Raw genomic sequence first — 26,855 nt, forward strand, 5'->3', positions numbered from 1 at the left:
GCGCCGCCTCGCCCGCGACGCCCGCATCGCCCGCGCCGCCCGCGCCGCCCGCGCCGCCTCGACCGCGCCCCCGCATTTCCCGTGCCGCCTGGCCCGCGTCGGCGTACGTGTGCCCCGTGCCGCCACCCGCGGCCCTCCCGCCTTCCGTGGCGCGCGCCCCAGCCCGTGTCTCCTCTGGACCGTGCTGCTCCGGGCCGTTGCAGGGCGTGGTCGGACCGTGTGCCTCGCAGGAGCAGGTGGCTTCGGTGCTGGTGAGAGGAGGCATGGGTCACGCATCGGGAGGGAGGCCGGGGCGGATAGGGACGGCGTCGGGGGCGGGTGGTTCGGGTGCGGCCTTGGCGGCCGGTGTCAGGCGCCAGCCGGCGGGAGCGCGTTCGATGAACCCGCCGGCGGCGAGCAGGCCGAGCTTGGCGTTGACCGTCGGCATGGGCACGCCGGCCTTCGCCGCCAGTTGGGCCGGGCCCGCGTGGCCGCGGGCGGGAAACGCCTCCAGGACGGAACGGGTCACCGGGTCCAGCCGGTCGCGGGGGAGGACCGGTGTACGCGGGGCCGGGGCCAGGTCCTCGCCGATGCGGCCGACCGCTTCGATGACCTCCTCGTGGCGGGTGACCAGGATCGTGCCCTCCTCGCGGAGGAGCCGGTGAACGCCGACCGACGTGCGGGAGGTGACCTGTCCCGGGACGGCCATGACGACGCGGTTGAGCCTGCGGGCCCACGAGGCGGTGTTGAGGGCGCCGCTGCGGGCCTCGGCCTCGACGATCACCGAGCCGCGGGACAGGGCGGCGATCACCCGGTTGCGGACCAGGAACCGGAGCCGGTGCGGGTGCGTGCCGGGCGGTGATTCGCTGACCAGCACCGAACGGCGCGCCATCTCGGCGAAAAGCCCCTCGTTCGACGCTGGATACGGGACGTCGAAGCCGTTCGCCAGGACCGCGACGGTGGGGCCCTCCGCCGCCATCGAGCCGCGATGGGCCGCCGCGTCGATGCCGAGGGCACCGCCGGAGACGACCGTCCAGCCGGAGTCGGCGAGTTCCGCCGCCAAGTCCGCCGCGACGTGCAGGCCGTACGAGGACGCCGCTCGCGAGCCGACGATCGCGACCGAGTGCAGGCAGCTTCTTCGCAGGTCGGCGGGGCCGCGCAGCCATAGCGCGTAGGGGCGTTCGCCGCCGAGGTCGTCGAGGGTGGTGGGCCACTCCGGGTCTCCCGGGCAGACCAGGCGTCCGCCGAGTTCGGCGCACACGGCCAGGTCCTGTTCGGGGGCGGCGGCGACCAGGCGGATCCGCCAGTGCTCGAGGCGCGCGGCCTCCTTCGCGGTGACGTCCAGGCCGTCGGGCGGACGGCCGGTACGGACCGCCTCCAGTGTTCCTTCGGCACCGACGTGATCGATGATCCGGTTGAGGAGGGCGTCGCCGGGTTCGGCGACGGCCGACAGGGCGGCGCGCGCGGCGCGTCCGGCGTTCACGGGCGTCCCGCCGACCACAGGCCGAGCGCGCCGCCGATGTCGTCGGCCTCGGGTTCGTCGTGGCCCGCGAGGTCGGCGATCGTCCACGCGACCCGCAGGATCCGGTCGAGGCCACGGGCGCTGAGCGTCCCGCGCTGGAGCGCGTCGTCCGCGCTCCGCATCGCCTCGCCGGACGGGACGAAGCGGCGGCGCAGCTCCGGCCCGGGGATCTCGGAGTTGGAGCGCCAGGGGGTGTCGGACAGCCGCTTGAGCGAGCGTTCCCGGGCGTCGAGGACCCGTTCGGCGACGACTTTGCTCGTCTCGGCGAACTCCAGGTCGTACCGGAGTTCGGCGCGGCTGGCCGGTGTCAGTTCGAGTTTCAGGTCGATCCGGTCCAGCAAGGGGCCGGAGATGCGGGTCGCGTACTTGCGCCGGATGCCCGGTGCGCAGGTGCAGTCGATCTGTTTGGCCGCCGCGCACGGGCACGGATTGGCCGCCAGGACGAGCGTGAAACGGGCCGGGAACGTCGCCGTGCCCTCGGCCCGGCAGATCCGGACCCGGCCCTCCTCGAGGGGCTGGCGGAGCGCGTCCAGGGTGCCGTGCTGGAACTCGGGCGCCTCGTCGAGGAAGAGGATGCCCCGGTGCGCGAGGGACACGGCGCCCGGCTGGAGCGTCCTGCCGGAGCCGCCGCCGACCATCGCGACGCGGCTGGCCGTGTGGTGCGGCGCGTAGAACGGCGGCTGGCTGATCAGCGGCTGGCCCGGCGGAAGCGTGCCCGCCACGGAGTGGATGGTGGTGACCTCCAGCGCCGACTCGGGCTCCAGGGGCGGCAGCAGCGTCGGCAGCCGCTCGGCCAGCATGGTCTTCCCGCAGCCCGGCGGCCCCGAGAAGTAGAGGTGGTGCCCCCCGGCGGCGCTGATCTCCAAGGCGCGGCGGGCGTCGGCCTGGCCCCGGACGTCCGCGAGATCGACATCGGACGGGGTCTCCTTCCGGCCGACGGCGAACCGGCCGCCGAGCGCCGGTTCCTCCTCGGCCTCCTCGACCGGGGGCGGCTCGTCGCGCAGGAGGCACAGCAGGCCGCGCAGGGTGCGCGCGGAGACCACGTCCACGTCCGGGACCAGCCGGGCCTCCGCCGCGTTGGCGTGCGGGACGACCACGGTGCGGCAGCCGCTCTGGGAGGCGGCGAGCACGGCGGGCAGCACCCCCTGGACGGCCCGGATCCGGCCGTCCAGCCCCAGCTCGCCGATCATCACCAGCCCGGCGCACGATCGTGCGGGGACGACCTCCGCGGCCGCGAGCAGCGCCACGGCGATCGCCAGGTCGAAGTTCGAACCTCTCTTGGGCATGCTGGCCGGGAACAGGGACACCGTGACGTGGCGGTTGGGCCAGTCCTCGTCCGAGTTGAAGATCGCCGCGCGGACGCGGTCCCGTGCCTCGCTGAGCACGGTGTCGGGCAGGCCGACCAGGTGCAGGCCGGGCACTCCGCTGGTGATGGCCGCCTCGACGTCCACCAGGAACCCCTCGACGCCGACCAGGGAGACCGACCGGGTCTTGGCGAGCGTCATCTAGCACACCTCCCTCAGGTGATCGATGGTGAAGGCGTCGCCGTCGGCGACCAGGCCGAGCACGTCCACCCGGACGGCCGTCCCGCGGACGCCGTGCGCGGCGGCCCATCGCCAGGCCAGCCGGCGTAACCGGGCGGCCTTCGGCCCGGTGATCGCCTCGAGCGGGTCGCCGTACCGGGTCGACCTGCGTGTCTTCACCTCGCAGACGACCGGGACGCGGCCGTCGTGGGCGACGATGTCGATCTCTCCCTCGGAGCACCGCCAGTTGCGGTCGAGGATCGTCCAGCCGATGCCGGCCAGGTATCCGGCGGCGGCGTCCTCGCCGCGGCGCCCCAGGTCGATGTGCTGTTTCACGGACCTCACCTCCGATCTCGACGCTCCCCGAAGCCGGGGCCGCGTGTGACCGGAACGACGCCCTGTGGATAACTCGGCGACGCGTTCCGGGCCGAACGGACGAAACCCGGCGTGGGGTGCTTGCTTCCTCGGAGGCGACGCCGCACGGTGGCGGCTGTGAGCAACACAGCCGAGGACGACCCGGCCGAGGACGACGCCGCCGAGGCGGGCGGGGATCTCGGCGGCGGCGCGCTGGAGGCGGCCGTCGTGGAGTTCGGTCGCCACCTGCGCGCGGAGCGCGACGTCTCGCCGCACACGCTCCGCGCGTACTTGGGAGACCTGAGGGACCTCTGCGCCCACGCGGCCGAGGCCGGAGCGACGCGTCCCGCGGACCTGGACGTCGGGCTGCTGCGGGCCTGGCTGGCCCGGCAGCACGCGATGGGACGGTCGCGTGCCACGCTCGCACGCCGGACGGCGGCCGCCCGCGCGTTCACCGGGCACCTGCACCGGATCGGAGCCCTGGAGAGCGACCCGGGGCTCCTTCTGGGCACCCCTCAGCGGCGCAGGACCCTGCCCGCCGTGCTGACCCGGGACGACGCGGGGCGGCTTCTGGACGAGATGGACGCCGAAGGCCCGCTGGGACTGCGAGACCTGGCGGTCCTCGAGGTCCTGTACGCGACCGGCGTGCGCATCGGTGAACTCTGCGGCCTGGACATCGACGACCTGGACGCGGGGCACCGGACGATCCGCGTCCTGGGCAAGGGGGGACGCGAGCGGACGGTGCCGATGGGCGAGCCCGCGGCCCGCGCCGTCGAGGACTGGCTCCGTGCCGGGCGTCCCGCCCTGGCGGAGGAGGGCAGCGGCCCCGCACTGTTCCTGGGCGCGCGCGGGCGGCGCCTGCACCCGACGAGCGCCCGGCGGATGGTCCACGCGCGCATCGCGGAGGTCGGCGGCATGCCCGACATGGCGCCGCACGGGCTGCGGCACAGCGCCGCCTCGCACCTGCTGGAGGGCGGAGCCGATCTGCGCAGCGTCCAGGAGATCCTCGGCCACGCCTCGCTGCAGACGACGCAGCTCTACACGCACGTGTCGTCCGAGAGGCTCAAGCGTGTGCACCGCCAGGCCCATCCCCGTGGAGCCCGAGACGAATAGCGCGTCCGCCCCCGGCCGGCGTCCTGCGGCGTCCTACGGAGTCCGGCGCAGGCGCCGCTCCTTCGACAGGTCGATGACGCCCGGCGGTGTCGGGGGCGGCGGCCGGAGGCGGCCGGTCCGGAGACGTGCGCGCGGGTGTGGGCGGGTGCGGCGCCAGGCGAACGCCAGGGCGTACGCCAGGACCAGACCCGTGAGCGCGCCGCCCGTCGCCGTCGTGGCGTCCCGCAGCCCCATGCGCGGTTCCGCGGGGGCCGACTCGTCCCGTTCGCGGGGAGCAGGGGGCGGGGACCAGTACGGGAGCAGCCTGACCTGGCGGCGCAGGAGATCGACGGGGTTCAGGTAGACGTTTCCGTCGCGCAACCCCCAGTGCAGGCAGGTGGCCGTGCAGTGGGAGCGGCCGGCCTCGACCCGGCCGATCACGGTGCCGGGCGCGACGCGGTGCCCGACGGGGACGCTCGGGCGGACGGGCAGGTAGGTGGTGCTCAGCCGTCCGTGCGTGATCGCGACGACGCCGCGCCCCGCCAGCCGGTCGGCGAAGGACACCCGCCCGGGCCCGGCCGCGCGGACCGCCTGCCCCGGACGGGCGGCGAGATCGACACCGCGGTGCCCCGGGCCCCAGGGGGACGCCGGCGGCGAGAAGCCGCGCAGCACCTGCGGCGCGGGCGGGCCGAGCGGCCACCGCCAGACGTCCGGACTCGGCGCCCCGGCCGTGATCGCGCAGGTGAGGAGCAGTGTGAACAAGGTCATGCCGGAAGAGTGCCGGGAGAGCAAGCCGCTCGTGGCCGGTATCGCGGTCTGTGGATAACCTCCGCGTCCGTTGATTCCCGGAGGGCTCCGGGCCCTGATAATCTGTGATGGTGTTCCAGAAGGACACCGGCCGAGGCCAGGCCGTCATCCCTTCGACCACGCGGTCGGAGGGGCGAGAAGCCGCTACCTGTGAGCGGACGGGCCGCGGCCCGGGAGACCGGGCCACAGCCGCCAGGGAAGATCCGGCGGCTGATTTCACGCGTCCGCATGCCACCGACCTGGTGGGGTGCCGCCCCTCGGTCCGTCGCCGCCGGCGACGGTGGGACGGCTCCCGGGCGCAGGCAGACAACCAAATGCGGCCCGCCCGGGCCAGACAAGGAGAACACGGGCCATGGCACCCGTCGTCACCATGCGGCAGCTCCTGGAGAGCGGCGTCCACTTCGGCCACCAGACTCGCCGGTGGAACCCGAAGATGAAGCGCTTCATCCTCACGGAGCGCAACGGCATCTACATCATCGACCTGCAGCAGTCGCTGTCCTACATCGACCGTGCCTACGAGTTCGTCAAGGCCACGGTCGCGCACGGCGGCACCATCCTGTTCGTCGGCACCAAGAAGCAGGCCCAGGAGGCCATCGCCGAGCAGGCCACCCGGGTCGGCATGCCCTTCGTCAACCAGCGCTGGCTGGGCGGCATGCTCACGAACTTCTCCACCGTCCACAAGCGGCTCACCCGGCTCAAGGAGCTGGAAGAGATCGACTACGACGACGTGGCCGGCTCCGGCATGACCAAGAAGGAGCTCCTCGGCCTGCGCCGCGAGAAGGACAAGCTGGAGCGCACCCTCGGCGGTATCCGCGACATGGCGAAGGTTCCGAGCGCCATCTGGATCGTGGACACCAAGAAGGAGCACATCGCGGTCAACGAGGCCAAGAAGCTCGGCATCCCGGTCGTCGCGATCCTGGACACCAACTGCGACCCCGACGAGGTCGACTACCCGGTCCCGGGCAACGACGACGCGATCCGCAGCGTCAGCCTGCTGACCCGTGTGGTCGCCGACGCCGTCGCCGACGGCCTGATCGCCCGCGCCGGCGCCGGTGCCGGCGGTGACGAGAAGCCCGCCGAGGGCGCCGCGTCCGCCGCCGAGCCGCTGCCCGAGTGGGAGCGCGAGCTGCTGGAGAAGCAGTCCGCCGAGGCCGCTCCCGCCGCCGAGGCCCCCGCCGCCGAGGGCGCGGAGACCGCGGAGAGCACCGAGGGCGCCCCGGCCGCCGAGGCCCCCGCCCAGCCGGAGCAGGCGAGCGCCGAGGCCGAGCAGGCTTGATCCCGCGATCCCGGCGGCCCCGTGACGGGCCGCCGGGATCGTCGCGGGTCCACGACAACGACGAGAGAAGCGAAGAGAGCGATGGCGAACTTCACCGCCGCTGACGTCAAGCGGCTTCGCGACCTGACCGGCGCCGGAATGATGGCCGTCAAGAACGCCCTGACCGAGGCGGACGGCGACTTCGAGAAGGCCACCGAGCTGCTGCGCCTCAAGGGCGCCAAGGACGTCGGCAAGCGCGCCGAGCGCACCGCGGCCAACGGCCTCGTCGCCGAGTACTTTGCCGACTCCGGCAACGGCGCGATGCTCGAGCTCAACTGCGAGACGGACTTCGTCGCGAAGAACGCGCAGTTCATCGAGCTGGCCGACCGTCTCGTCCGGTTCGCCGCGACCGCCGGCGCCGCCGACGTGCCCGCGCTGCTGGCCGCCGAGATCGAGCCGGGCACGACCGTCCAGGCCCTGATCGAGGAGAACAGCGCCAAGATCGGCGAGAAGCTCGAGCTGCGCCGCTTCGCCCACTTCCAGGGCGCGTACGTCGCCAGCTACCTGCACAAGTCCGACCCGCAGCTGCCGCCGACGACCGGCGTGCTGGTCGAGCTGGACACCGAGAACGCCGAGGTCGCGAAGGACGTCGCCCAGCAGATCGCGGCGATGGCGCCGAAGTACCTCGACCGCGAGCAGATCCCCGCCGAGGCGATCGAGAAGGAGCGGGCGCTCGCCGAGCAGCTCACCCGCGACGAGGGCAAGCCCGAGCAGGCCATCCCGAAGATCGTCGAGGGCCGGGTCAACGCCTACTTCCGCGACTTCGTCCTGCTCGAGCAGGCGTTCGTCAAGGACGGCAAGAAGACGATCGCGAAGGTGCTGGACGAGGCCGGTGTCAAGGTCGTCCGGTTCGCCCGGTTCAAGGTCGGGGAGTCCTGAGGGCACTCTGGAAACGGGGACCAGGGTAGAAGACGGACGCAACGAGGAGGCCGCCGACGTGCCGGACAAGACGACCACTAGCGCGACGGCGGCCCCGTCGTCCGCCCGGCACGCGCCGGGCGCGGGCTGGAAACGGGTCCTGCTGAAGCTGTCGGGCGAGGCGTTCGCCGGACGCGACCCGCTCGGCATCGACCCGCAGATCGTGCAGCACGTCGCCGAGGGCATCGCCGAGGCGGTGCGCGACGGCGTCGAGGTCGCGGTCGTGTGCGGCGGCGGCAACATGTTCCGCGGCGCGGTCATGGCCGAGCGCGGCATGGACCGCGGTCGCGCCGACTACATGGGCATGATCGGGACGGTCATCAACTGCCTGGCGCTGCAGGACTTCCTAGAGAAGCTCGGCATCGACACCCGCGTCCAGACCGCCATCACCATGAGCCAGGTGGCCGAGCCGTACATTCCGCGGCGCGCCATCCGGCACCTGGAGAAGGGCCGCGTCGTCATCTTCGGCGCCGGGCTCGGCCAGCCGTTCTTCTCCACCGACACCACCGCGGCTCAGCGCGCGCTGGAGATCGGTGCGGAGGCCGTGCTCAAGGCGACCCAGGTGGACGGCGTCTACGACGCCGACCCCCGTAAGAATCCAGAGGCGGTCAAGTTCGACCATTTGGATTACGGTGAAGTTCTACAGCGGGGACTGAAGGTCATGGACGCCACGGCCATCAGCCTCTGCATGGACAACGCTCTACCCATCGTGGTCTTCGATCTGTTGGGGCAGGGCAACATCGTCCGGGCCGTCCGGGGTGAGAAGATCGGCACGCTGGTCAGCCCGGCGCAGGGCTGACCGCAGCCCGACCGCGCTCCGCGGGCGCCGTGCACGCGCACGGTTCCCGCGCGGAGGGGCCGCGGCGGCACCAGGTACACGGCCGACCAGATGACACGGGAGTCACAGTGATCGACGAGACCCTCCTCGAAGCCGAGGAGAAGATGGAGAAGGCGGTCGCGGTCGCCAAGGAGGACTTCCAGGCCATCCGCACCGGCCGGGTCACCCCCGCGATGTTCAACAAGATCACCGCGGAGTACTACGGCACCCCGACGCCGATCAACCAGCTCGCGTCCTTCACGCTGCCCGAACCGCGGATGGTCATCGTCCAGGTCTACGACAAGTCCTCCATGCAGGCGGTCGAGAAGGCCATCCGGGAGAGCGACCTCGGCGTGAACCCCACCAACGACGGCAACGTCATCCGCGTCGTCTTCCCCGACCTCTCGGAGGAGCGCCGCAAGGAGTTCATCAAGGTCGCGGGCGGCAAGGCCGAGGACAGCAAGATCTCCATCCGCAACATCCGGCGGCGCGCCAAGGACGCCCTCGACAAGCTCGCCAAGGACGGCGAGGCGGGCGAGGACGAGGTCCGCCGTGCGGAGAAGGAACTCGACGACACCACGCACCGGTACACGGCGCAGATCGACGAGTTGCTCGAGCACAAGAAGGCCGAACTGCTCGAAGTGTGATGGAAATCGACGACGCCGGGGAGCCCGCGGGCTCCCCGGATAAGCCGCGCGCGGGCAAGGCCGGCCGCAACCTCCCCATGGCGATCGGCGTGGGCGCCGGTCTCGGCGCGCTCGTCCTGGTGTCGCTCTACACCGTCAAGGAGATCTTCCTTGGCGTCATGGTGCTCTTCCTGTTCCTCGGCATGCGCGAGCTGACCGACGCGTTCAAGAGCCGCGACATCCGGGTGCCGTTCATCCCGGTCGCCACGGGGATGGTGGCGACCCCCGTCGTCGCCTACATCTGGGGTTCCACCGCCGTGGTCGCCGCGGTGTCCCTGACGGTCCTGGCACTGCTCGTCACACGGATGACCGAGGGCTCGGACGGTTACGTCCGGGACGTCTCCGCGGGGGCGCTCACCAGCGGCTGGCTCGTCCTCATGGGCGGGATCGTCGCGCTGCTGATGGCCCCGGACGACGGCGACCACCGCATCGTGATCTTCATCGCGACGACCGTGGCCAGCGACATCGGCGGCTATTTCGCCGGGTCGTTCCTCGGAAAGCACAAGATGGCGCCGACCATCAGCCCGAAGAAGACCTGGGAGGGCTTCACCGGTTCTGCGCTGACCTGCATGATCGTCGGCGGCTGGCTGGTGTGGTGGCTGCTGGACGGCGGTCAGATCTGGCACGGCGTCGTCATCGGCCTCGCCGCGGTGGTCACCGCGACCGTCGGCGACCTCATCGAGTCGATGGTCAAGCGTGACCTCGGCATCAAGGACATGGGGTCGCTGCTGCCCGGCCACGGCGGTGTGATGGACCGCCTCGACTCCCTCGTCGCGACCGCCCCCGTGGTCTGGCTGCTGCTGGAACTGTTCGTCCCCAGCATGTGAGCGGCGCCCCGGCGTAGCCGGGCGCGCCCCGCCCCTGCCGGACCGTCCGGGCAACGGAAACGATCGGGACCTTGGCGGCCCGCGAAACCCTGCCGAGACCATGCGCGGTCGCGCCGTCCGTCCCGCCGGATCGGACCGGCCGCACGGACGAGGCACCCGCGTGCGTTTGCGACACTGGAAGCACCATGTCTGCCACCACCGAGCCCGCCACCGGGACCGCCGCGCAGCCGGACGGGTCCGCGCCCAAGAAGACCCCGGCGAAACTGGTCTTCGCCGCCCCGCGGCGCGGCAAGCCGCCGCGGCACCTCGCCGACCTCGCCCCGGCGGAACGCCGCGAGGCGGTCGCCGAGCTGGGGGAGAAGCCCTTCCGGGCCGACCAGCTCTCGCGGCACTACTTCGCGCGGCTGGTCGACGACCCCGCGGAGATGACCGACCTTCCGGCCGCGGCCCGCGACCGGCTCGTGTCCGCGCTCCTGCCGTCCCTGCTCACCCCCGTCCGCGAGATGGACTGCGACGGCGGCAAGACGCTCAAGACCGTGTGGAAGGCGTTCGACGGCGTCCTGTTCGAGTCCGTGCTGATGCGTTACCCGGACAGGGCCACCATGTGCGTGTCGTCCCAGGCGGGATGCGGCATGAACTGCCCGTTCTGCGCCACGGGGCAGGCCGGGCTCACCCGGAACCTGTCCACCGCCGAGATCGTCGAGCAGGTCGCCGCCGGCGCGCGCGCACTGTCCCGCGGGCGTGTCCCCGGCGGGCCGGGACGCGTCTCCAACATCGTTTTCATGGGCATGGGCGAGCCGCTGGCGAACTACAAGTCCGTCATCGGCGCGGTCCGCCGGATCACCGACCCGGCGCCCGCCGGGCTGGGCATCTCGCAGCGGTCGGTCACGGTCTCGACCGTCGGGCTCGTCCCCGCCATCGAGAAGCTGGCCGCCGAGGACATGTCGGTGCGGCTCGCCGTGTCGCTGCACGCGCCCGACGACGAGCTGCGCGACGACCTCGTCCCGGTCAACAACCGCTGGAAGGTCGCCGAGGTGCTGGACGCCGCGTGGGCGTACGCGGACCGCAGCGGCCGCCGCGTCTCGATCGAGTACGCCCTCATCAAGGACGTCAACGACCAGGCGTGGCGGGCGGATCTTCTCGGCAGGCTCTTGCGCGGACACCTCGCGCACGTCAATCTGATCCCGTTGAACCCGACGCCGGGCTCCAAATGGACCGCGTCCCGGCCCGAGGACGAGCGCGAGTTCGTCCGGCGGCTGGAGCACCACGGGGTCCCGGTGACGGTGCGCGACACTCGGGGCAGGGAGATCGACGGGGCCTGCGGGCAGCTGGCCGCCTCGACCAGGGACTGAGCGCCCGCGGTGTGCTCCCGCACCCGGGGGCGCGGGGATGCGCGGAGGAGCACGGGTGCGGGGGAAGAGGGGAACACGGCCGCCGGTCGTCCTCCGGGGCTACGACCGGGCGCAGGTGGACGGCCTGCTCGAGGAGATCGGCCGGGCGCTGAACGGGGGCCCGCCGCTGACCGCCGACGACGTCCGCGCCCGCCGCTTCGACATCGTCATGCGCGGCTACGACCCCCGCGCGGTGGACGAGCTCGTCTGCGAGTGCATCCGTGAGCTGCAGGCCGCCGGGCCGATCAACGACCGGGCGGGCCGTCCCCGCGTCCACCCGGACTGGCTGGTGTCCTGGATCGAGGACGCGCGGTTCCCCACCGCTCGCATGCGGACGGGCTACGACGTCCGGGACGTCGACGCGTTCTTGGACCGCGTCATCGCCGGCCTGCGCGGCACGGCGCCGCCGGTCACTCCCGCCGACGTGCGCGCGTGCGTCTTCCGCGTGATCCGCTTCGGACCCGGCTACGACGTCCGGGAGGTCGACGCCTTTCTCGCCCGGCTCGGCGACGCCCTGGAACGCCGCTGACGAAAGTTATCCACAGTTCTGCGGCGGGGTGGTGAGCCGGTCCCGAGGCGCGCAACGCTGTGTGCATGGACAATCTCACTGCGCAGCGGAGGCGGCTGCGTCACCTGTTCGAGCGCTTCGTCAGTCCCGAGACGCTCGCCGCCGTGCTCCCCCTGACCCGCCCGGCCCTCCGGCTCGCCGCGGAGGGCGGAACCCCGGTGCACTTCGGCGGCACGCCGCTCCTCCCGCCGGGCGAGCCCTGGCCGGAGTGGCGCGGGCGCCCCCTGGACTTCCTCGGCGCCATCGACTTCGCCCGCCTCCCGGCGCCCGGTGAGATCCCCGGGGTCCCCGCCGCGGGGACCGCCGCCTTCTACTACGCCAGCGAGGTTCCGCGGCCCTGGGGCGACGAGTCCGCCCAGCGCGACGGCTGGCGCGTGTTCACCCGAGCCGTCGAACGCGCCTCCCCGCCGCCCGGCGCGGTGGCCTTCCCCCGGACCCGCCTGCACGCCGCGCCTTTCCTGTCCCTGCCGTCTCCGCGGGAGCCGGCCGTCCGCCGCCTGGAGCCGCGGTACCCGGGCCTGCTCGCCGTCTACGAGCAACTCCACGCCGTGTGGTCCCGCCACATCCGCCCCGGCGGGCTTCCGGCGCACCAGCTCGGCGGCTGGCCGGACCTGGTGCAGCGCCCGGTCGAACCCGACTGCCTGTTCGCCTCCACGGGGCGCGCCCTCGACTCCCTGAACACTCCGATGCTCTCCCCGGAGGAGGCGCGGGCCGCCGAGGAGTGGCGGCTCCTGCTGCAGCTCGACTCCGACCCGCGCCTCGGCTGGTACTGGGGCGACCCCGGCCGCGTCTACTTCTGCGGCCGCCGCGATGATCCATTGGAGGACGCATGGCTGACCGTCCAAGCCGCCTGACCGCCGCGGGCCCGCCGGCCCTTCCCGGCAACGGCCCGACACACGCCCGAACCCGGTCACATCCCTCCCGGACGGGCAGCCGCCCGCCGCACCGAACACTGCGCGGCGCCTGATGAGCACGGCCGGGAGTGCGGCCGGGAGCACGGCTGGGAGTGCGGTGCCGGGAGTGCGGCCGGGGGCGCGGTGTCGGGAGCACGGCCGGGAGTGCGGCTGGGAGTGCGGCCGGGGGCGTGGTGCCGGGAGCACGGCCGGGGGCGCGGTGTCGGGAGCACGGCTGGGAGTGCGGTGTCGGGGGCGCGGCGCCAGGAGCACAGCGGGGAGCACTCCGGTGCAGTGGTTCGGGGGCGTGCCGCTGCTGGGTCTGTCGGGCGGGCGCCGCCACCGTGTGCCCGGCTGGAACCGGCGGCGACGCGCGGGCACGGTTCCGATCCGGCCGCCGCGCCGGTCGACAAGATCTCCGGGCAGGCGGCTCAGGTCGGCGGGGACGGCCATTTACGCGGCGGATGGGGACGCGGCCTTCTTGGCCGCCGGGGTGTCGTTCGCCATCGGCGTCCCTGCCGATCGTGACGACCATCGGGCGGGGCGCCTGCGCGGCCGGGGACGCGCGCGGCGGGCCCGCCCGGGTCAGGAGCGGAAACGGTCGGTGGCGAGATAGGCGGCGCCGACCAGCCCCGTCCAGACCACCAGGTGCAGGGCGATGCCGGGGAAATCCTCGACGAACGTGCCCGGGCCGTCGTGGGCCGCCCGCAGCCAGTCGATCATCGGGACCGAGACGGCGGAGAGCGGTCCGAGCCCGAGGAGGACCAGCGCGGTCGCACCGCCGAGCAGCGTCAGCAACGAGACCCCGGGCGAAGGGAGGACGGCCCGGCTGGTCCACGCGCCGAGCAGTGTGCCCGTGGCCGCCACGAGCGCGTTGAGGGCCAGGCCCATCCCCACCGCGGTCCCCGGCGATCCCAACGACACGGCATGAAGGAGAGGAGCCGCGAGTGCGAGGACCCCGAGGCAGAGGTTCACCCCGTAGGCGGCGAACAGCCCCGCCCAGACGGGCGCCCAGCGGCGCCTCGCCGCGGACGCCGTCAGGGCGCGTTGCTCGTCCGGCTGCGTGTCCAGCAGGGCGCGCGCCGCCCATGCCCATACCGGGAACATGATCGCCGCCACGTCACCGAACGTGCCCACCGCGAGCGCGGCCGCGTCGGGTCCGCCCGGCCTCTGCGCCAGGACGAGGGCCACCACGAGGATGACGACGATCAGCGGGTGCAGCACGCGCAGCGACCGGACATAGGCCGCCGCCTGGAAGCGGACGATCGCGATCACCGCGTGGGCCTCCGCACCCGGTAGCCCTCCGCGCGGAGCTTGGCCTCCACGGTGTCGATCTCCTTCTCGGCGACCACGACCTCAAGGACCACGGATGCCGGGGCGGCCGTGTCCACGGCGGTGACCGTGCCGTCGGCTACGCGCAGCCGCCCGACGTCGGGGAGCGGCTCGATGCACCGTTGATGGTCGCTGACCACGACGGTGGTGCCTTCGGCGGCGAGGTCGCGGATCACATCGGGGAGCGTGTCGCGTGTGGCGGAGTCCAGCCCGGCGAACGGCTCGTCCAGGACGAGGAGTTCGGGGCCGTCCAGAAGAGCCTGGGCGATCCCGACCTTTTGGGCGCTGCCCTTGGACAGTTCCGGCAACCGCACGTCGAGCAGCCGATCGAACCCGAGCCGATCCGCCCACACGCCGACCGAGTCGGCCCGGCAACCCCTGATGGAGGCCATGTGCGCCAGATAGGAACGGACCGTGAACGGCTGGTCCACCGGAAACCGTTCGGGCGCGTACCCGACCCGGCTAGGCCGCCCACGGACGGCGCCCCTCCCTGGCCGCCGCAGACCGGCGACCAGCCGGAGGAAAGTGGATTTTCCCGCGCCGTTGCGTCCCGTGACCTCCATGATGCGCCCGGGCTCCAAAGCGAGGTCGACGTCCTGAAGGATCCACGGGCCCCGCCTTCGGTAGCGGAAGGCCACATCCTCGAAGAGCACGCATGCACTGTAGCGAAGCAGGAGACCGCCAGACCCGGCGTCGCCCAGAACCCTGCCCGTCCGCGCGCTCCCCGCCGAAGACCATGCCGGGCGGGGTGCGCCGGTACCGCCTGAGGCTCGATGACGGCGGTGCTGCGCCGGGCTGTGGTGCTGCGCCGGGCTGTGGTGCTGCGCCGGGTCTTGGTGTGGTGGCGGGCTGTGGAGCTGCGCCGGGCCGGGCCGGGCCGTGGTGCCGTGCCGTGCCGTGATGTGGTGGCGGGCTATGGTGCTGCGGCGTGCCGTGACGCAGCGCCCGGCCGTGTTGCTGTGCTGGGCCGTGGTGTGGCGCCGGGCTGTGGTGCTGTGCTGGGCCGTGGTGCTGTGCTGGGCCGTGGTGTGGCGCCGGGCCGTGGTGTGGCGCCCGGCTGTGGTGCTGCTGGGCCGTGGTGCGGGCGCCGCTGTGTGGGGCTATCGGCGGCACGGCCACCGCCCTGGTCCGTCGGGTACGCGTCCGCGGTCGTCTCGGCGCGGCCCCTGGGCGGTCTGCGTCTGGGCGGAGGGCGGTCGGGTCAGGTGAGGGCGGTGGCCAAGCGGGATGCGTAGTCGGCGGCTTCGGCGTCGGAGTCGTACTTGTGGCGGGGCCAGAAGAATCCGCGGAGGCCGTCCTTGCGGTTGCGGGGGACGACATGGACGTGCAGGTGGGGGACGCTCTGGCTGATCCGGTTGTTCATGGCCACGAAGGAGCCGGCGGCGTCGAGGGCCGACTCCATCGCGGCGGCGAGCCGTTGCGCGTGGGCGAAGAAGGGGCCGAGCTCGCCGGGCGGGACGTCGGTCAGGGTCTCGTGGTGCGTGCGCGGGACCAGCAGGGTGTGGCCCTTGAACAGCGGCCGCGCGTCGAGGAACGCCATCGCGTCCGGGGTGTCGAGGACGATGTGCGCGGGCCGTTCTCCCTTCACGATCTCGCAGAAGACGCAGGTGCCGCCGGAGTCAGCCATGAGCGGCATTCTGCCGGACGGGCGGATGCGCGGGCACCGCTCACCCCGCGTTCAGCGGATCGAGCAGCGGCTCGGTGTGCAGGAGGCGGGGCGTCCCGACCGCGCGGGTGAGGGCGACGTAGGGCCGCCGCAGGCCGCGCGGTTCGGGGGTGGCTGGCCATCGGTGGGGTGCGACTGGCGACGTTGGTTGGGGGCTTGTGGGGGTGGCGGGTTAGTGCGTGGTCGGGCGTGCCGGGGTGCGCGTGGGTGGGATCGTGCGGGGCCGGGGACCGGTGCCTCGGTGGGCGGGACCGGACGGACGGCTCAGCCGAGGGCTTCGGCTATGGCCATGTACGGCTCGGGTGACGGGACGTCCGGATCGTCGGGAAGATCGTGGACGTCGTGGAGCGCCGCGTGCTCGTACAGGTCCCGTTCGGCGCGGTCGAGCGCGGCCGAGAGGACGTACTGCGGGACCGTCCAGCCGATGAGGGCCGCGGCCTTGCGGATGGCGAGATGCTCTTCCGCGGACGTGTGGAGGTGGATGTGGTCGTCGTGGGCGCCGGGAAGGTCGTGGTGAACCGACGGCTGCATGGACGGCCTCCTTCCTCTTCGGCACCTCAACGTACGCCCGGGGGCGTTGTCCGGACATCCCCATTAGGGACGAGAATCGCCCGAAGCGCATTGTTCGTCCGAAGGAGGTTGATCGTGGTTCCGGCCATCGAGCTCGCCGGGGTGGAGAAGACCTACGGGCGGACGGCGGCGGTGCGGGGCGTGGACCTGGCCGTCGCGCCGGGGGAGTTCTTCTCGCTGCTCGGCCCGTCGGGGTGTGGGAAGACGACGGTGCTGCGGATGGTCGCCGGGCTCGAGGAGCCGTCGGCGGGCGAGGTCCGGCTGGACGGGCGCGGCGTCAACGGGATCCCGGCGGAGCGGCGCGACGTCAACATGGTGTTCCAGTCGTACGCGCTGTTCCCGCACATGAGCGTGTTCGACAACGTGGCGTTCGGGCTGCGGCGGCGCGGCGCGGGGAGGGCGGAGGTCCGCGCGCGGGTGGGGGAGATGCTCGAGATGGTCGACCTGGCGGGGCGGGAGCGGCGGCGGCCCGTGGAGCTGTCCGGCGGGCAGCAGCAGCGGGTGGCGCTGGCGCGGGCGCTGGTGAACCGGCCGCGGGCGCTGCTGCTGGATGAGCCGCTGGGGGCGCTCGACCTGCGGTTGCGGCAGGCGATGCAGGACGAGTTGAAGCGGCTGCAGCGGGACGTGGGCGTGACGTTCGTGTACGTGACCCACGACCAGGGGGAGGCGTTGACGATGTCGGACCGGATGGCGGTCATGAACGAGGGGCGCGTAGAGCAGGTCGGGACGCCGCGGGACGTGTACGAGCGGCCCGCGACCCGGTTCGCGGCCGGGTTCATCGGGACGTCGAACGTGCTGGACGGCGAGGTCGTCGAGGCGTCCGGCGGCGTGGCGGTGATCGGGCACGGGGCGGACGGGCGGATCGAGGTGCCGGGCGCTCCGGTCGGGGCGCGGCTCGAGGTGACGGTGCGCCCGGAGAAGGTGCGGCTCACGGCGGACGAGCCCCCGGCGCGGGCGTGCAGGGTCCGCGGGACGGTCGCGGACGTCGTGTACCAGGGGGCTTCGACGAGGTACGGCGTTCGGACGTCCGCGGGGGCGGACGTGTCGGTGCTGGTGCAGAACGACGGTACGGCGGACCTCGTGGCGGATCGGGGCGACGAGGTGTGGCTGTCGTGGGAGCCGCGGCACTCGTACGTGATCGGTGCCGGGGCGACGGGCGGTGCGCGGTGAGGCGCCGGGACGTCCTGCGGCTGGCGGGGGCGGGACTGGTGCTGGCCGGGTGCGGCGTCGAGGGCCGCGGGGAGCCGGTGGACGGGGGCGAGTTCTGGTCGGGGAAGTCGCGGAACGGGCGGCTCCGCTGGGCGAACTGGCCGGGCTACATGCAGGACGATCGGGCGACGATCGAGGCGTTCGAGGCGGATTCGGGCGTCGAGGTGACCTATCGCGAGGTCATCCAGGAGATGGGCCCGTGGTTCGGCAAGATCCAGGCGCCGCTGGCGGCGGGGCAGTCGATCGGGTTCGACCTGATGGTGATGACGAACGGGATCCACCTGGAGCGGTGCCGCCGCCTGGGCTATCTGGCCCCGCTCGACCACGGCCGGCTCACGAACTTCGCGGCGCACGCGGGACCGGGGTTCAAGGACCCCTCCTACGATCCGGGCAACGAGTTCACGGTGCCGTACCAGGCGGGCATCACGGGGATCGCGTACAACACCAGGTACGTCGACGAGGAGGTCACGAGCATCGCGCAGTTGTTCGACGCCCGCTACAAGGGCCGCGTCGGGATGATGAGCGACTCGCAGGAGCTGGGCAACTTCGGGATGTTCCACCTGGGGATCGACCCGGAGAAGTCGACGCGGGCGGACTGGGAGCGGGCGGCCGGGAAACTGCGGGAGCAGCGGGATTCGGGGATCGTCCGCAAGTACTACGAGCAGAACTATGTGGACGCGGTCAGCAAGGGCGACGTGTGGCTGACCATGGCGTGGTCCGGGGACGTCTACAGCCTGACGAGCCCGGACGTGCGGTTCGTCGTCCCCGAGGAGGGCGGGACGATCTGGACGGACAACCTGTGCGTGCCCGTGACCGCCGAGAACCCGGTCGACGCGCTCGCCCTCATGGACTGGCTGTACGTGCCCGAGAACAACGCGCCGCTCACGGAGTTCGTCAACTACATCACGCCGGTGCCGGAGGTCCGGGGCATCGTGGCCGGGCACGCCGCGGCGGCGACCGGGGAGCGGAAGGAGGACCTCACCAGGTTGAGCGAGAGCCCGCTGGTGTTCCCTTCCGGTGACGACATGGCGCGGCTGCGGCACTACCGGCGGCTCTCCCAGGAGGAGGCCGCCGTCTACCAGAAGACGTTCCAGGCCGTCGTGAGGGGCGCTTGATGGGCCGCGGCCGCTTCGCGCCTTATCTGATGGTCCTGCCCGCGGGACTGTGGCTGCTGGCCTTCTTCGTGGTCCCGCTGTCCTTCATGGTGTCGCTGTCCTTGCAGACGGGGAATCTGGTCGACGGTTTCCGGCAGACGCTGCACTGGCAGAACTACACCGACGGGCTGTCCCTGTACGGCGGAACGTTCGCCCGTTCGCTCTGGTACGGATTCCTGGCGACGGCGGCGTGCATCGTGCTCGGCTACCCGGCGGCGTACTGGATCGCCTTCCGGGCGGGCCGCCGGCGGGTGACGTACCTGCTGCTGATCCTGTCGCCGTACTTCGTCTCGTTCGTGCTGCGGACGGTGGCGTGGAGGCACGTGCTGTCCGACAACGGCCCGCTCCTCGGGCCGCTGCGCGACCACGGGCTGCTCCCGGCGGGCTTCCACGTGCTCGACACGGGCTTCGCGGTCGTGGCGGGACTCGCCTACACCTTCCTGCCGTTCATGGTCCTGCCTATCTACGCGGCGCTGGCGCGGATCGATCCCCGGACGGTCGAGGCCGCGCGCGACCTGTACGCGGGGCGGGTGCAGGCGTTCGGACGGGTGGTGCTGCCGCTGTCGCTGCCCGGCGTGTTCGCGGGGGCGATCATGACGTTCGTCCCCGCGTCGGCCGACTTCGTGAACGCCGAGGTGCTGGGCGGGCCGGGCGACACCATGATCGGCAACGTGATCCGGGCCGAGTACTTCGAGACCGGCGCGTATCCGGTGGCGTCGGCGCTGTCGTTCACGCTGACGGCGATCCTGCTCGTCGCGATCTTCGTGTACGCGCGCACGCTGGGGACGCGCGGCGTCCTGGAGGCCGCGCGGTGAGGGCCGCCGGGCGCCGCGTCGACGTGCTGCACGTCTGCACGCTGCTGCTGATCGGGTGGCTGGCGCTGCCGATCGCGGTCATGATCCTCTTCGGGTTCAACGACCTCCAGGGCAGGCAGAACGTCCGCTGGGAGGGGTTCACGCTCCGCTGGTACGCGCACCTGTTCGACCGGAGCGACCTCACCCGGGCGCTGGCCGCCTCGCTGGCGATCGCGTTGGCGAGCACGGTCGTGACGACGGTCGCCGGGACCTGCGCGGGGCTGGCCCTCGCCCGGCGCCGGTTCCGGGGGCGGCGGGCGGCCGACCTGCTGCTGTTCACGGCGATCGCCTGCCCGGAGCTGGTGATGGGCGCGTCGCTGCTGTCGATGTTCGTCACGTTCGGGGTGCCGCGCGGACCGCTGACGATCCTGGCGGGGCACGTGATGTTCTCGCTCGCGTTCGTGACCGTGACGGTCCGCGCCCGCGCGGTGGGGCTCGACCCGGCGGTGGGGGAGGCGGCGCGCGACCTGGGCGCCGGGCCGTGGACGCGGTTCCGGCTGGTCACGCTGCCGATGATCCGGCCGGGGGTGGCGGCGGGCGCGCTGCTGGCGTTCGTCCTGTCCGTCGACGACTTCGTGGTCACGAGCTTCACCGGCGGCGCGACGGTGACGTTCCCGCTGTGGGTGTACGGGTCGACGCGGACGGGGACGCCGCCGCAGGTCAACGTGATGGGAACGCTGATCTTCGCCGCCGGGGCGCTCATCGCGATCGGCTCGGCCCGGCGCACGTTCCGCCGCACCGGCGAGCCCGCCGGGGGGAAGCGAGGCGAAACATGAGGGGACGGGCGGGCGTGCACGCGGACGTGCGAAGGGCGCTGGCGGACGCGGAGCCGGTCCCGTTCTGGACGGCGGGGGCCGCGCGGCCCGGTCCGGAACCGGCGCCGACCGGCCGCCGGACGTGCGACCTGGCGGTCGTCGGCGGCGGCTACGGCGGGCTGTGGACGGCGCTGCGCGCGAAGGAACGCGACCCGTCCCTGGACGTCGTCGTGCTGGAGGCGGGCCGGATCGGTGCGGCGGCGTCCGGCCGCAACGGCGGGTTCTGCTCGGCGAGCCTCACGCACGGCCTCCTCAACGGCGTCGGGCGGTGGCCGGACGACATGGAGACGCTGGAGCGGCTCGGCTGGGAGAACCTGCGGGCCATCGCGGTGACGCTCGGGCGGTACGGCATCGACGCGGAATGGGAGCCGACCGGGGAGCTGACGGTCGCGACGGAGGAATGGCAGGTCCCGCTGCTGGAGGAGGAGGCGGAGCACGCCTTCGAGCTCGGCTGGGAGCCGATCCTGCTCGGCCGCGACGGCGTCCGCGCCGAGGTGGACTCGCCGACGTACCTCGCCGGGCTGTGGGACCGGCACGCGGTCGCGCTGGTGCACCCGGCGAAGCTGGCGTGGGGGCTGGCGGACGCGTGCCGCTCGCTGGGCGTGCGGATCTTCGAGGACGCCCGTGTGACGGGGCTGCGCCCGGACGGCGGTCGGCTGCGGCTGGACCTCCGCCACGGGACGGTCGGGGCGCACCGGGCGGCGCTCGCGACGGGCGCGTTCCCGCCGCTGCTGCGGCGGATGCGCGGCCTCGTCGTCCCCGTGTACGAGTACGCGCTGGTCACCGAGCCGCTGTCGCGGGCGCAGCGGGACGCGGTCGGGTGGCGGCGCCGGCAGGGGGTGGGCGACAGCGGCAACCGCTACCACTACTACCGGCTGACGGCGGACGACCGGATCGTGTGGGGCGGCTACGACGCGGTGTACCACTTCGGCGGCCGGATCGGTGCCCGCCTGGAGCGCCGCCCCGCCGCGTTCGCGGCCCTCGCGCGGAACTTCTTCGCCACGTTCCCGCAGTTGGACGGCGTCCGGTTCGCGCACGCGTGGGGTGGGGTGGTCGACACCTGCACCCGGTTCTGCGCGTTCTTCGGCACCGCCCACGACGCCCGGGTCGCGTACGCGGCGGGGTACACGGGGCTGGGCGTCGGCGCGACCCGGTTCGGCGCGGACGTCATGCTCGACCTCCTGGGCGTCGGGCTCCGGCCCGGCGAGGAGACCGAGCGCACGCGCCTGGCGATGGTCCGGGACAAGCCCGTCCCGTTCCCGCCCGAGCCCCTGCGGTACGGGGCGATCGGGCTGACGCGGCGGGCGATGGCGCGGGCCGACCGGGAGGGCGGGCGACGCGGGCCGTGGCTGCGGGCGCTCGACCGCATCGGCGCCGGGTTCGGCACCTGAACGGACGCCGCCGGGTCAGTCGGGGGACTCGTCGATGGTGCCGAAGATGACCGACGACACCTCCAGGTAGAGCTGCTCCGGGTACGGCATGAAGCCGACGTTGCGCAGCGCCTGCTTCTGTCCCGCCGACTCCATCACGAACTCGCCGTAGCCGAGCATCTGGCCGATGACCGAGCGCTCCAGGTTGATGTCGGTGACCTTCGCGAGCGGCATCATCGCGACCGTCCGGTTGAGCACCCCGTTGATCACCATGACGCGGTGCTCGGTGACGAGGAAGAACTCCATCGACCAGGCGACGACCTTCCACAGCAGGTAGCCGATGGGCACCAGCCACAGCCACCAGAGCCAGAACACGCCGGTGGCGGTGGCGGCGGCGCCGCAGACGATGAGCCCCGCGACGAAGGCGAGGACGGGCGGCAGCAGCACCGCCGGATGGCGGCGCACCGCGATGACGCGCCCTTCGTGGGCCATCAGGTAGCGGTCGACGGTCCGCGTCGAGTTGTCGCGGTGGACCATCATTTCCTGCAGATTCACGGCGGTGTCCTCGTCATGATCCGGATGCTTCAACGGTAGCCGACCGTTCGCCGCCGGTGCAGGGGCCGCGCGGTGCGGACGGCGGACGTCCGCGACCGGTTGTGCGCGGCGGGACGGCGGCTGATGATGGACGGCATGGGCGGCGGTGCGGGCGGCGGCATGGGCGGCTGGACGAACGGAGGCGCACCCGGCGGGACGGGCGCGGGCGCGGGCGGAGGCGCGCCGGGCGGGACGGCGGCCGGTGCGCGCCCCGGCCTCGACCCGGCGCCCGATCCGGCCGCCGAGACCCGCGTGGACTTCGCCCCGGACGTCGACTTCACGCCCGACGTCACGGCGCGGCCCATCTGGCGGCTGCTGCTGCGCGGCCTCGGCGTGTACCTGCCGGGCTGGGAGCGTCCCGCCGGGGCGGCGCGCGTCCCGGGCCGGGCCGGGGACGGGTTCGGCCCGCCCGCGTTCCTGGACGGCGAGGCCGGGTTCGGGCTCCAGGTGCCCGGACGGCGCCGCGGCCTGGAACCCGACCGGGAGATCTACGTGCGGGGGCGGGAGAACCCGAGCTTCGGCATCGTGGTCGCGGGGCCGTCGGCGGCCGTCGGGAGCCGCGTCGTGGACGCGGCCGTCCTGCTGCGGTTCGCGCGGCGGCTCACCTTCGAGGAGCTGTTCGACACGGGGGACGCCGACTCGGTCCCGTACGCGGTGCGCGGGGCGCGCGCCGTCGAGAACGTCGTGTTCCTCGACCGGGCGGCGGGCGTCGGGCTGTGCGCGGAGGTCGACCCGGTGACGCGGGACGTCCGCTGCCCCCTGTACGTGCGGATCGGGGACCCGGCGGAGCGGACGGTCCGGGCCTACGGCGTCGCGGCGCACGCGCCTCCTAGGGGGTCGCGGCCCACGCGGTGAGGTCCCATAGCTGGTGGGACGGCAGCCGGCGGAGCCGGACGGCCGCCGCGGCGGGGTCCCAGAAGACCTCGTCGCTCTCCAGTTCCAGCGACTGCCCGGCCGTCAGGACGGCGCACACCAGCTCGTCGCGGGTGCGGACGGCCATCAGCGGGCCGATCTGCGCGACGCCCCCGGAGCATTCGGCGAGGGTGCGCAGCAGCGCCTTCAGCGCCGCCTCGTCCTCGGGCGGCCGCGCCGGTTCGACGCCGGCCGGCATGCCGGGCTCGACCCGGGCGAGGCCGCGCCGCCCGCCGCCGTTCCCGGCGAGCCCGCCGTGCGGCAGGTCGGCGCCGGTGGAGATGAGCAGCGCGCTGAAGGCGCCGGCGAGGTCGTCGGGGAGCTGCCCGCCGAGGAAGTACCGGCGGCGCTCGGGCGAGCCCGGCTCGAGACCGTCCGCGCCCTCGGCCGTGCGGAACCGGACGCTCAGCCGGTTCGCGCGCACGCACCGCTCGTAGACGTCGGTGAGGATGTCCTCGAGCTGGTCGTCGCGGGTCCACAGCCGCCCGGTCGCGGTGACGGCCGCGTCCCGCGCGTCGCGGCCCGGTGCGCCGCCGGGGCCGGCGGGCAGGGCCCGGGGCGGGCCGCCGGTCAGCGCGGCCGTGACGGCGTCGTCGAGGGCCCCCTCGGTGAACTGCAGCAGCTCGGCGACGACGTCCTCGACGTCCTCGAGCGTCCGGGTGAGGGTGCGCTGCAGCTCCAGGATCTCGGCGCCGCCGCGTTCGAGGTCGGCGAGCCGTTCGAGGGCGGTGCCGACCTGCTCGCGCACGTCCCCGGCGGCGTCGGCGCCGCCGGACCCGGCGGCGTCGCGCACCGACGTCTCGAGCTCCGCCAGTTTCCGGCGCAGCGCGGCGAGCGTGACGCGCTGCTGCTCCAGGTCGCGCAGCCGCCCCGCCTGGGTGCGGACGAACTCGTCCGCGCGGTGCACGACGTCCGCGAGTTCCTCGACGCGTCCGGTGGTGCGGCGGACCCGGTCGTCGAGGGTGGGCAGCACGTCCCGTTTCACCCGGGCCAGTTCGGCGGTGAGCTGCTCCCCGACCGTCACGAGGACGTTGTTCTGCTTGGTCACCTGCTCGTTCAGCTCGTCGACGCGGCGGGTGAACGCGCGCGCCTGATCCCGGCTCTGCTTGCCCGCGTAGAGTTCCAGGGCCCCGACCACGACGCACATCACGATCAGGACGACCGTCGTCATGGCACTCCTCGAGCGGGGCGGCGATTACCGGACCGAATATTGATCGCGACCATAACTTACGATCATGTGGGCCGACCGGAACTTACGTAACCGACTGATCTCACTGACCTGACGGACTCATCCGTCTTGAAACGCCTGCGGAATCCCGTCCCCGCCGATCACTCGCAGCCCTCGAACTGCGGGACGGTCTTCGACAGGTTCAGCTCGGTCGGGCCGAACCAGCGCTCCAACTGGATCGGGATCGTGTCGTCCTGGTACATCCTCGTGATCGCCTCGTTGACGGCCTCGCAGCCGGCCACGTCGCCCCGGCGGAGGGCGACGCCGTAGCGTTCGTCCGAGATGGGGGCGTTCACGATCCGCATGGAGCGGCCGTCGGCGGCCGCCTCCCGCGCCAGCCCCGCGAGGATCAGGTCGTCGGTCGACACCGCGTCGAGCCGTCCCTGCGCGAGCAGCTCCAGGCACTCGCCGTAGCCGCCCGCGTCGACCGGGACCGCGCGGACGCCCTGCTCCTCATGGATGCGCGGGAACGACGTCGACCCGGCGACCCGGCACACCCGCTCGCCCCCCAGGTCGTGGATGCTCCGGATCCGGGCGGCGTCGGCCTCGCGGACCATGACGTCCTGGTGCGCGACGTAGTAGGGCCCCGCGAACGTCGCCTTCAGCTTCCGCTCGGGCGTGATCGAGTAGCTGGCGACCACCAGGTCGATCACGCGGTCCTCCAGGAGCTCCTCGCGGTTGTCGGACGTCACCTCCCGGAACGTCACGTTCGCGGCGTTGACGCCGAGGTTGCGGGCGATCTCCTTCGCGACGCGGACGTCGAAGCCCTCGAACGCGTCGTAGGAGTCGCCGTCGGCGATCCGCAGGCCGACGCCCGGCTGGTCCCGGTTGACCCCGATGACCAGTTTCTCCGCCGCGGCGACCGATGCGTCGTCGCCGTCGCCGCCGACACCGCAGGCGGCGGCGGTGAGCAGCGCCGCCGCGCCGAGCAGCGCGGCCCCCGCGCGCCGCGCCCGCCCCGTCCCGCCCGCGTTCGCGAAGCGCCGCATCGTCCGTCCTCTCACTTCGACCACCGGTACTCCGACAGGCGGGGCCAGATCCCGGCGAGCAGGAACACGACGATGACGGCGCCCGCGACCGGCAGCCCGCCGTACCAGCCGCGCGTGCCGGAGTCGCCGTCCAGGACGGCCTCCTCGAACGCGGCCCGGCGGATCTCCTCGAGCTCCCGCAGAGCTCCGTCGTACCGCCGGAACTGCTCGGTCAGCGCGCCGCGCGTGCGGACGGCGTCGGCGCGGCGGTCGCTCTCGACGAGCCGGCGCATCTCGTGGTCCCGCTGCTGGAACACCTGGTACTCCCGGATCACGGTCCCGAAGATGCCGGCGACGCGCGTCCGCGTCGCCGCGTCCCGGACCGGCCGGTCGGCCTCGGTGCCGAGGAACCCGAGGAAGTCGCTGCGGCCCGGTTCGTACGTCACGTTCTTCACGGCCGCGTTGTACTCGGCGAGGTTCCCGGCGTTCACGTAGAGGACCGTCTGCGACTTGCTCAGATAGACCTGCTCGTACGTGTCGGTCCGTCCCGGGTCGAGCAGGTACCGCGTCTGGTCGGCGGCGGCGTTGTTGCTGATGGCGCGCGTGCGCGACAGGGCCAGGATCGAGTCGAACCCCTGTTCCTTGGCTTTGCGCAGGCTCTCCGCCTGTCCCCACAGCATGAGGCCGCTCGCCGTGACGAGGGCGAGCGCACCGGCCGTCGCCAGCGCCGCCCCCACGTTCAGCAGCCGCCGGAACCGCACGGCGAGGAACACCTGGAGGGCGATCAGCGCCGCCAGCAGCAGGGCGCCCACCGCGATCACCCAGGCGAGCCCGGTCAGCACCGCCGACCGCTGCTCCTCGTAGGTGTCGCGGACGAGCGCGCCGTTGTCGAGCGTGAGGTTGTACGCCTTCGGCAGCAGGTCCAGCTTCATCAGGTCGGTCGCCTCGCGGTAGACCTCGAGGACCTCTTCCGGCGGCGGCCCGGCCCGGTGCTGCGTCCGCCGCTCCAGCAGCAGCGCCTCCCCGGCGAGCCGCTCGTAGCGGGCGAGAGCGTCCAGCAGCGCGCGGGCGGTGTCCTCCTCGGTGGGGTCGTCGGCGAGCTTGGCCGCCTCGATCAGCGCCTCCCCGGCCCGCAGCCGGTTCATGTCGTACAGCTCCAGCGCCTCGGCCCGCACCGCGGGTTCGGAGTCGCCCGCCAGCAGGGCGTTCGCCAGTTGCGCGTCCATGTCGGTGAGCTGCGAGTACAGGTCGCCGGTCGCGACGACCTGCGGGCCCGCGTCGTGCCCGATCACCCGCATCCCCTCGCGGGCCTGCGCGATCGTCGCCGCGGTGACCGCGAGCAGCGCCAGCAGCACGACGACGACCAGCGCCGACAGGGCGCGGACGCGGGACGCGGCGGTGCGCGGCAGGATCCGGCGCGGCCCGGTGCGCGCGGGGGCGGGCAGCGCCAGCAGGCGGCGCCCCGACGGCGGCCGCGCGGGCGGTTCCGCG

Annotated in this window: 27 protein-coding genes; 15 read left to right on the forward strand and 12 right to left on the reverse strand. The window is 73.2% G+C overall.

The window, feature by feature from the left end:
• Positions 1-268: 268 nt before the first annotated feature.
• The 3 genes from dprA to ACFQ11_RS30250 are packed head-to-tail and all read right to left on the reverse strand — an operon-like array spanning position 269 to position 3,360.
• Positions 269-1,462, reverse strand: a complete 1,194-nt coding sequence (gene dprA / locus ACFQ11_RS30240; protein WP_378304836.1) for a DNA-processing protein DprA — start codon at positions 1,460-1,462, stop codon at positions 269-271.
• Positions 1,459-3,006: a YifB family Mg chelatase-like AAA ATPase gene (locus ACFQ11_RS30245; protein ID WP_378304838.1), complete on the reverse strand. Its 1,548-nt coding sequence runs from the start codon at positions 3,004-3,006 to the stop codon at positions 1,459-1,461. Before ACFQ11_RS30245 ends, dprA begins: the two co-directional genes overlap by 4 nt.
• Positions 3,007-3,360, reverse strand: coding sequence for a YraN family protein (locus ACFQ11_RS30250; RefSeq protein WP_378304840.1), 354 nt, complete (start codon positions 3,358-3,360; stop codon positions 3,007-3,009).
• 156 nt (positions 3,361-3,516) lie between these two features.
• Between ACFQ11_RS30250 and ACFQ11_RS30255 the strand changes: the two genes are divergently transcribed.
• Complete coding sequence (locus ACFQ11_RS30255; RefSeq protein ID WP_378304842.1) at positions 3,517-4,491, forward strand: tyrosine recombinase XerC; 975 nt, start codon at positions 3,517-3,519, stop codon at positions 4,489-4,491.
• Between the two features lie 33 nt (positions 4,492-4,524).
• Here ACFQ11_RS30255 and ACFQ11_RS30260 read toward each other — a convergent pair whose 3' ends face one another.
• Positions 4,525-5,238 carry a murein hydrolase activator EnvC family protein gene (locus ACFQ11_RS30260; protein ID WP_378304844.1) on the reverse strand — a complete coding sequence of 238 codons (714 nt, stop codon included), beginning with the start codon at positions 5,236-5,238 and terminating at the stop codon, positions 4,525-4,527.
• A gap of 391 nt (positions 5,239-5,629) precedes the next feature.
• On the opposite strand from ACFQ11_RS30260, the gene rpsB reads away from it, so the two are divergent.
• The 8 genes from rpsB (at position 5,630) to ACFQ11_RS30300 (ending at position 12,653) form a co-directional block, all read left to right on the forward strand.
• On the forward strand, positions 5,630-6,553 hold the full coding sequence (gene rpsB, locus ACFQ11_RS30265) for a 30S ribosomal protein S2 (protein WP_378304846.1): 924 nt from the start codon (positions 5,630-5,632) through the stop codon (positions 6,551-6,553).
• An 81-nt stretch (positions 6,554-6,634) separates the two neighbouring features.
• Positions 6,635-7,471 carry a translation elongation factor Ts gene (tsf, locus tag ACFQ11_RS30270; RefSeq protein ID WP_378304848.1) on the forward strand — a complete coding sequence of 279 codons (837 nt, stop codon included), beginning with the start codon at positions 6,635-6,637 and terminating at the stop codon, positions 7,469-7,471.
• 58 nt (positions 7,472-7,529) lie between these two features.
• A complete protein-coding gene (gene pyrH, locus ACFQ11_RS30275) occupies positions 7,530-8,309 on the forward strand; it encodes a UMP kinase (RefSeq protein ID WP_378304850.1) in 780 nt (259 codons plus the stop codon).
• A gap of 107 nt (positions 8,310-8,416) precedes the next feature.
• On the forward strand, positions 8,417-8,974 hold the full coding sequence (gene frr / locus ACFQ11_RS30280) for a ribosome recycling factor (RefSeq protein ID WP_378304853.1): 558 nt from the start codon (positions 8,417-8,419) through the stop codon (positions 8,972-8,974).
• Positions 8,974-9,840 (forward strand): phosphatidate cytidylyltransferase, encoded by an 867-nt coding sequence (locus ACFQ11_RS30285; RefSeq protein ID WP_378304855.1) that lies wholly within the window; start codon positions 8,974-8,976, stop codon positions 9,838-9,840. The genes frr and ACFQ11_RS30285 overlap by 1 nt, the downstream gene beginning before the upstream one ends.
• Positions 9,841-10,025: 185 nt before the next feature.
• The gene (rlmN, locus tag ACFQ11_RS30290; RefSeq protein WP_378304857.1) at positions 10,026-11,192 is read left to right on the forward strand and encodes a dual-specificity RNA methyltransferase RlmN; all 1,167 of its coding nucleotides are present in this window, start codon (positions 10,026-10,028) and stop codon (positions 11,190-11,192) included.
• A gap of 55 nt (positions 11,193-11,247) precedes the next feature.
• Positions 11,248-11,760 carry a DivIVA domain-containing protein gene (locus tag ACFQ11_RS30295; protein WP_378304859.1) on the forward strand — a complete coding sequence of 171 codons (513 nt, stop codon included), beginning with the start codon at positions 11,248-11,250 and terminating at the stop codon, positions 11,758-11,760.
• Positions 11,761-11,825: 65 nt separating this feature from the next.
• Positions 11,826-12,653 (forward strand): YwqG family protein, encoded by an 828-nt coding sequence (locus ACFQ11_RS30300; RefSeq protein WP_378304861.1) that lies wholly within the window; start codon positions 11,826-11,828, stop codon positions 12,651-12,653.
• A 624-nt stretch (positions 12,654-13,277) separates the two neighbouring features.
• Here ACFQ11_RS30300 and ACFQ11_RS30305 read toward each other — a convergent pair.
• From ACFQ11_RS30305 to ACFQ11_RS30320, 4 genes are all read right to left on the reverse strand, one after another.
• Positions 13,278-13,967: a hypothetical protein gene (locus ACFQ11_RS30305; RefSeq protein WP_378304864.1), complete on the reverse strand. Its 690-nt coding sequence runs from the start codon at positions 13,965-13,967 to the stop codon at positions 13,278-13,280.
• Complete coding sequence (locus tag ACFQ11_RS30310; protein WP_378304866.1) at positions 13,964-14,677, reverse strand: ABC transporter ATP-binding protein; 714 nt, start codon at positions 14,675-14,677, stop codon at positions 13,964-13,966. The genes ACFQ11_RS30305 and ACFQ11_RS30310 overlap by 4 nt, the downstream gene beginning before the upstream one ends.
• A 548-nt stretch (positions 14,678-15,225) precedes the next feature.
• Positions 15,226-15,651, reverse strand: coding sequence for an HIT family protein (locus ACFQ11_RS30315; RefSeq protein WP_378304868.1), 426 nt, complete (start codon positions 15,649-15,651; stop codon positions 15,226-15,228).
• A gap of 303 nt (positions 15,652-15,954) precedes the next feature.
• Entirely contained in the window at positions 15,955-16,221 is a 267-nt protein-coding gene (locus ACFQ11_RS30320; RefSeq protein ID WP_378304871.1) for a type II toxin -antitoxin system TacA 1-like antitoxin, read from the reverse strand.
• Between the two features lie 114 nt (positions 16,222-16,335).
• On the opposite strand from ACFQ11_RS30320, the gene ACFQ11_RS30325 reads away from it, so the two are divergent.
• Genes ACFQ11_RS30325 through ACFQ11_RS30345 form a run of 5 tightly spaced genes read left to right on the forward strand, consistent with a single transcriptional unit; the run spans position 16,336 to position 21,683 of the window.
• Entirely contained in the window at positions 16,336-17,430 is a 1,095-nt protein-coding gene (locus ACFQ11_RS30325) for an ABC transporter ATP-binding protein (RefSeq protein WP_378304873.1), read from the forward strand.
• Positions 17,427-18,584, forward strand: coding sequence for an ABC transporter substrate-binding protein (locus tag ACFQ11_RS30330; protein WP_378304875.1), 1,158 nt, complete (start codon positions 17,427-17,429; stop codon positions 18,582-18,584). The genes ACFQ11_RS30325 and ACFQ11_RS30330 overlap by 4 nt, the downstream gene beginning before the upstream one ends.
• Before the next feature lie 29 nt (positions 18,585-18,613).
• Positions 18,614-19,438 (forward strand): ABC transporter permease, encoded by an 825-nt coding sequence (locus ACFQ11_RS30335; RefSeq protein WP_378304877.1) that lies wholly within the window; start codon positions 18,614-18,616, stop codon positions 19,436-19,438.
• Positions 19,435-20,253: an ABC transporter permease gene (locus tag ACFQ11_RS30340; protein WP_378304879.1), complete on the forward strand. Its 819-nt coding sequence runs from the start codon at positions 19,435-19,437 to the stop codon at positions 20,251-20,253. The genes ACFQ11_RS30335 and ACFQ11_RS30340 overlap by 4 nt, the downstream gene beginning before the upstream one ends.
• Entirely contained in the window at positions 20,250-21,683 is a 1,434-nt protein-coding gene (locus ACFQ11_RS30345; RefSeq protein ID WP_378304881.1) for an NAD(P)/FAD-dependent oxidoreductase, read from the forward strand. Before ACFQ11_RS30340 ends, ACFQ11_RS30345 begins: the two co-directional genes overlap by 4 nt.
• Positions 21,684-21,698: 15 nt before the next feature.
• Here ACFQ11_RS30345 and ACFQ11_RS30350 read toward each other — a convergent pair whose 3' ends face one another.
• Positions 21,699-22,217, reverse strand: a complete 519-nt coding sequence (locus tag ACFQ11_RS30350; RefSeq protein WP_378304883.1) for a PH domain-containing protein — start codon at positions 22,215-22,217, stop codon at positions 21,699-21,701.
• Between the two features lie 72 nt (positions 22,218-22,289).
• Between ACFQ11_RS30350 and ACFQ11_RS30355 the strand changes: the two genes are divergently transcribed.
• Complete coding sequence (locus tag ACFQ11_RS30355; protein WP_378304885.1) at positions 22,290-23,111, forward strand: hypothetical protein; 822 nt, start codon at positions 22,290-22,292, stop codon at positions 23,109-23,111.
• Here the strand turns inward: ACFQ11_RS30355 and ACFQ11_RS30360 are convergent.
• The 3 genes from ACFQ11_RS30360 to ACFQ11_RS30370 all read right to left on the reverse strand — a co-directional run.
• Positions 23,086-24,339 carry a hypothetical protein gene (locus tag ACFQ11_RS30360; protein ID WP_378304887.1) on the reverse strand — a complete coding sequence of 418 codons (1,254 nt, stop codon included), beginning with the start codon at positions 24,337-24,339 and terminating at the stop codon, positions 23,086-23,088. The genes ACFQ11_RS30355 and ACFQ11_RS30360 overlap by 26 nt on opposite strands.
• Positions 24,340-24,497: 158 nt before the next feature.
• Complete coding sequence (locus ACFQ11_RS30365) at positions 24,498-25,385, reverse strand: glutamate ABC transporter substrate-binding protein (protein ID WP_378304889.1); 888 nt, start codon at positions 25,383-25,385, stop codon at positions 24,498-24,500.
• Between the two features lie 11 nt (positions 25,386-25,396).
• Positions 25,397-26,855 (reverse strand): hypothetical protein (locus ACFQ11_RS30370; RefSeq protein ID WP_378304891.1); only part of this gene is annotated, 1,459 nt, incomplete at its 5' end.

It is taken from the genome of Actinomadura sediminis (genome assembly GCF_042675525.1).
Classification (GTDB): domain Bacteria; phylum Actinomycetota; class Actinomycetes; order Streptosporangiales; family Streptosporangiaceae; genus Spirillospora; species Spirillospora sediminis.

Excerpts from the sequence above, each read along its gene's own strand:
- rpsB (WP_378304846.1), top strand. The coding sequence starts at position 5,630 with ATGGCACCCGTCGTCACCATGCGGCAGCTCCTGGAGAGCGGCGTCCAC.
- ACFQ11_RS30360 (WP_378304887.1), bottom strand. The coding sequence starts at position 24,339 with ATGACGACGGTCGTCCTGATCGTGATGTGCGTCGTGGTCGGGGCCCTG.
- tsf (WP_378304848.1), top strand. The coding sequence starts at position 6,635 with ATGGCGAACTTCACCGCCGCTGACGTCAAGCGGCTTCGCGACCTGACC.
- rlmN (WP_378304857.1), top strand. The coding sequence starts at position 10,026 with ATGTCTGCCACCACCGAGCCCGCCACCGGGACCGCCGCGCAGCCGGAC.
- ACFQ11_RS30245 (WP_378304838.1), bottom strand. The coding sequence starts at position 3,006 with ATGACGCTCGCCAAGACCCGGTCGGTCTCCCTGGTCGGCGTCGAGGGG.
- ACFQ11_RS30315 (WP_378304868.1), bottom strand. The coding sequence starts at position 15,651 with ATGGCTGACTCCGGCGGCACCTGCGTCTTCTGCGAGATCGTGAAGGGA.
- ACFQ11_RS30260 (WP_378304844.1), bottom strand. The coding sequence starts at position 5,238 with ATGACCTTGTTCACACTGCTCCTCACCTGCGCGATCACGGCCGGGGCG.
- ACFQ11_RS30345 (WP_378304881.1), top strand. The coding sequence starts at position 20,250 with ATGAGGGGACGGGCGGGCGTGCACGCGGACGTGCGAAGGGCGCTGGCG.
- ACFQ11_RS30365 (WP_378304889.1), bottom strand. The coding sequence starts at position 25,385 with ATGCGGCGCTTCGCGAACGCGGGCGGGACGGGGCGGGCGCGGCGCGCG.
- ACFQ11_RS30285 (WP_378304855.1), top strand. The coding sequence starts at position 8,974 with ATGGAAATCGACGACGCCGGGGAGCCCGCGGGCTCCCCGGATAAGCCG.
- ACFQ11_RS30300 (WP_378304861.1), top strand. The coding sequence starts at position 11,826 with ATGGACAATCTCACTGCGCAGCGGAGGCGGCTGCGTCACCTGTTCGAG.
- ACFQ11_RS30335 (WP_378304877.1), top strand. The coding sequence starts at position 18,614 with ATGGTCCTGCCCGCGGGACTGTGGCTGCTGGCCTTCTTCGTGGTCCCG.
- ACFQ11_RS30320 (WP_378304871.1), bottom strand. The coding sequence starts at position 16,221 with ATGCAGCCGTCGGTTCACCACGACCTTCCCGGCGCCCACGACGACCAC.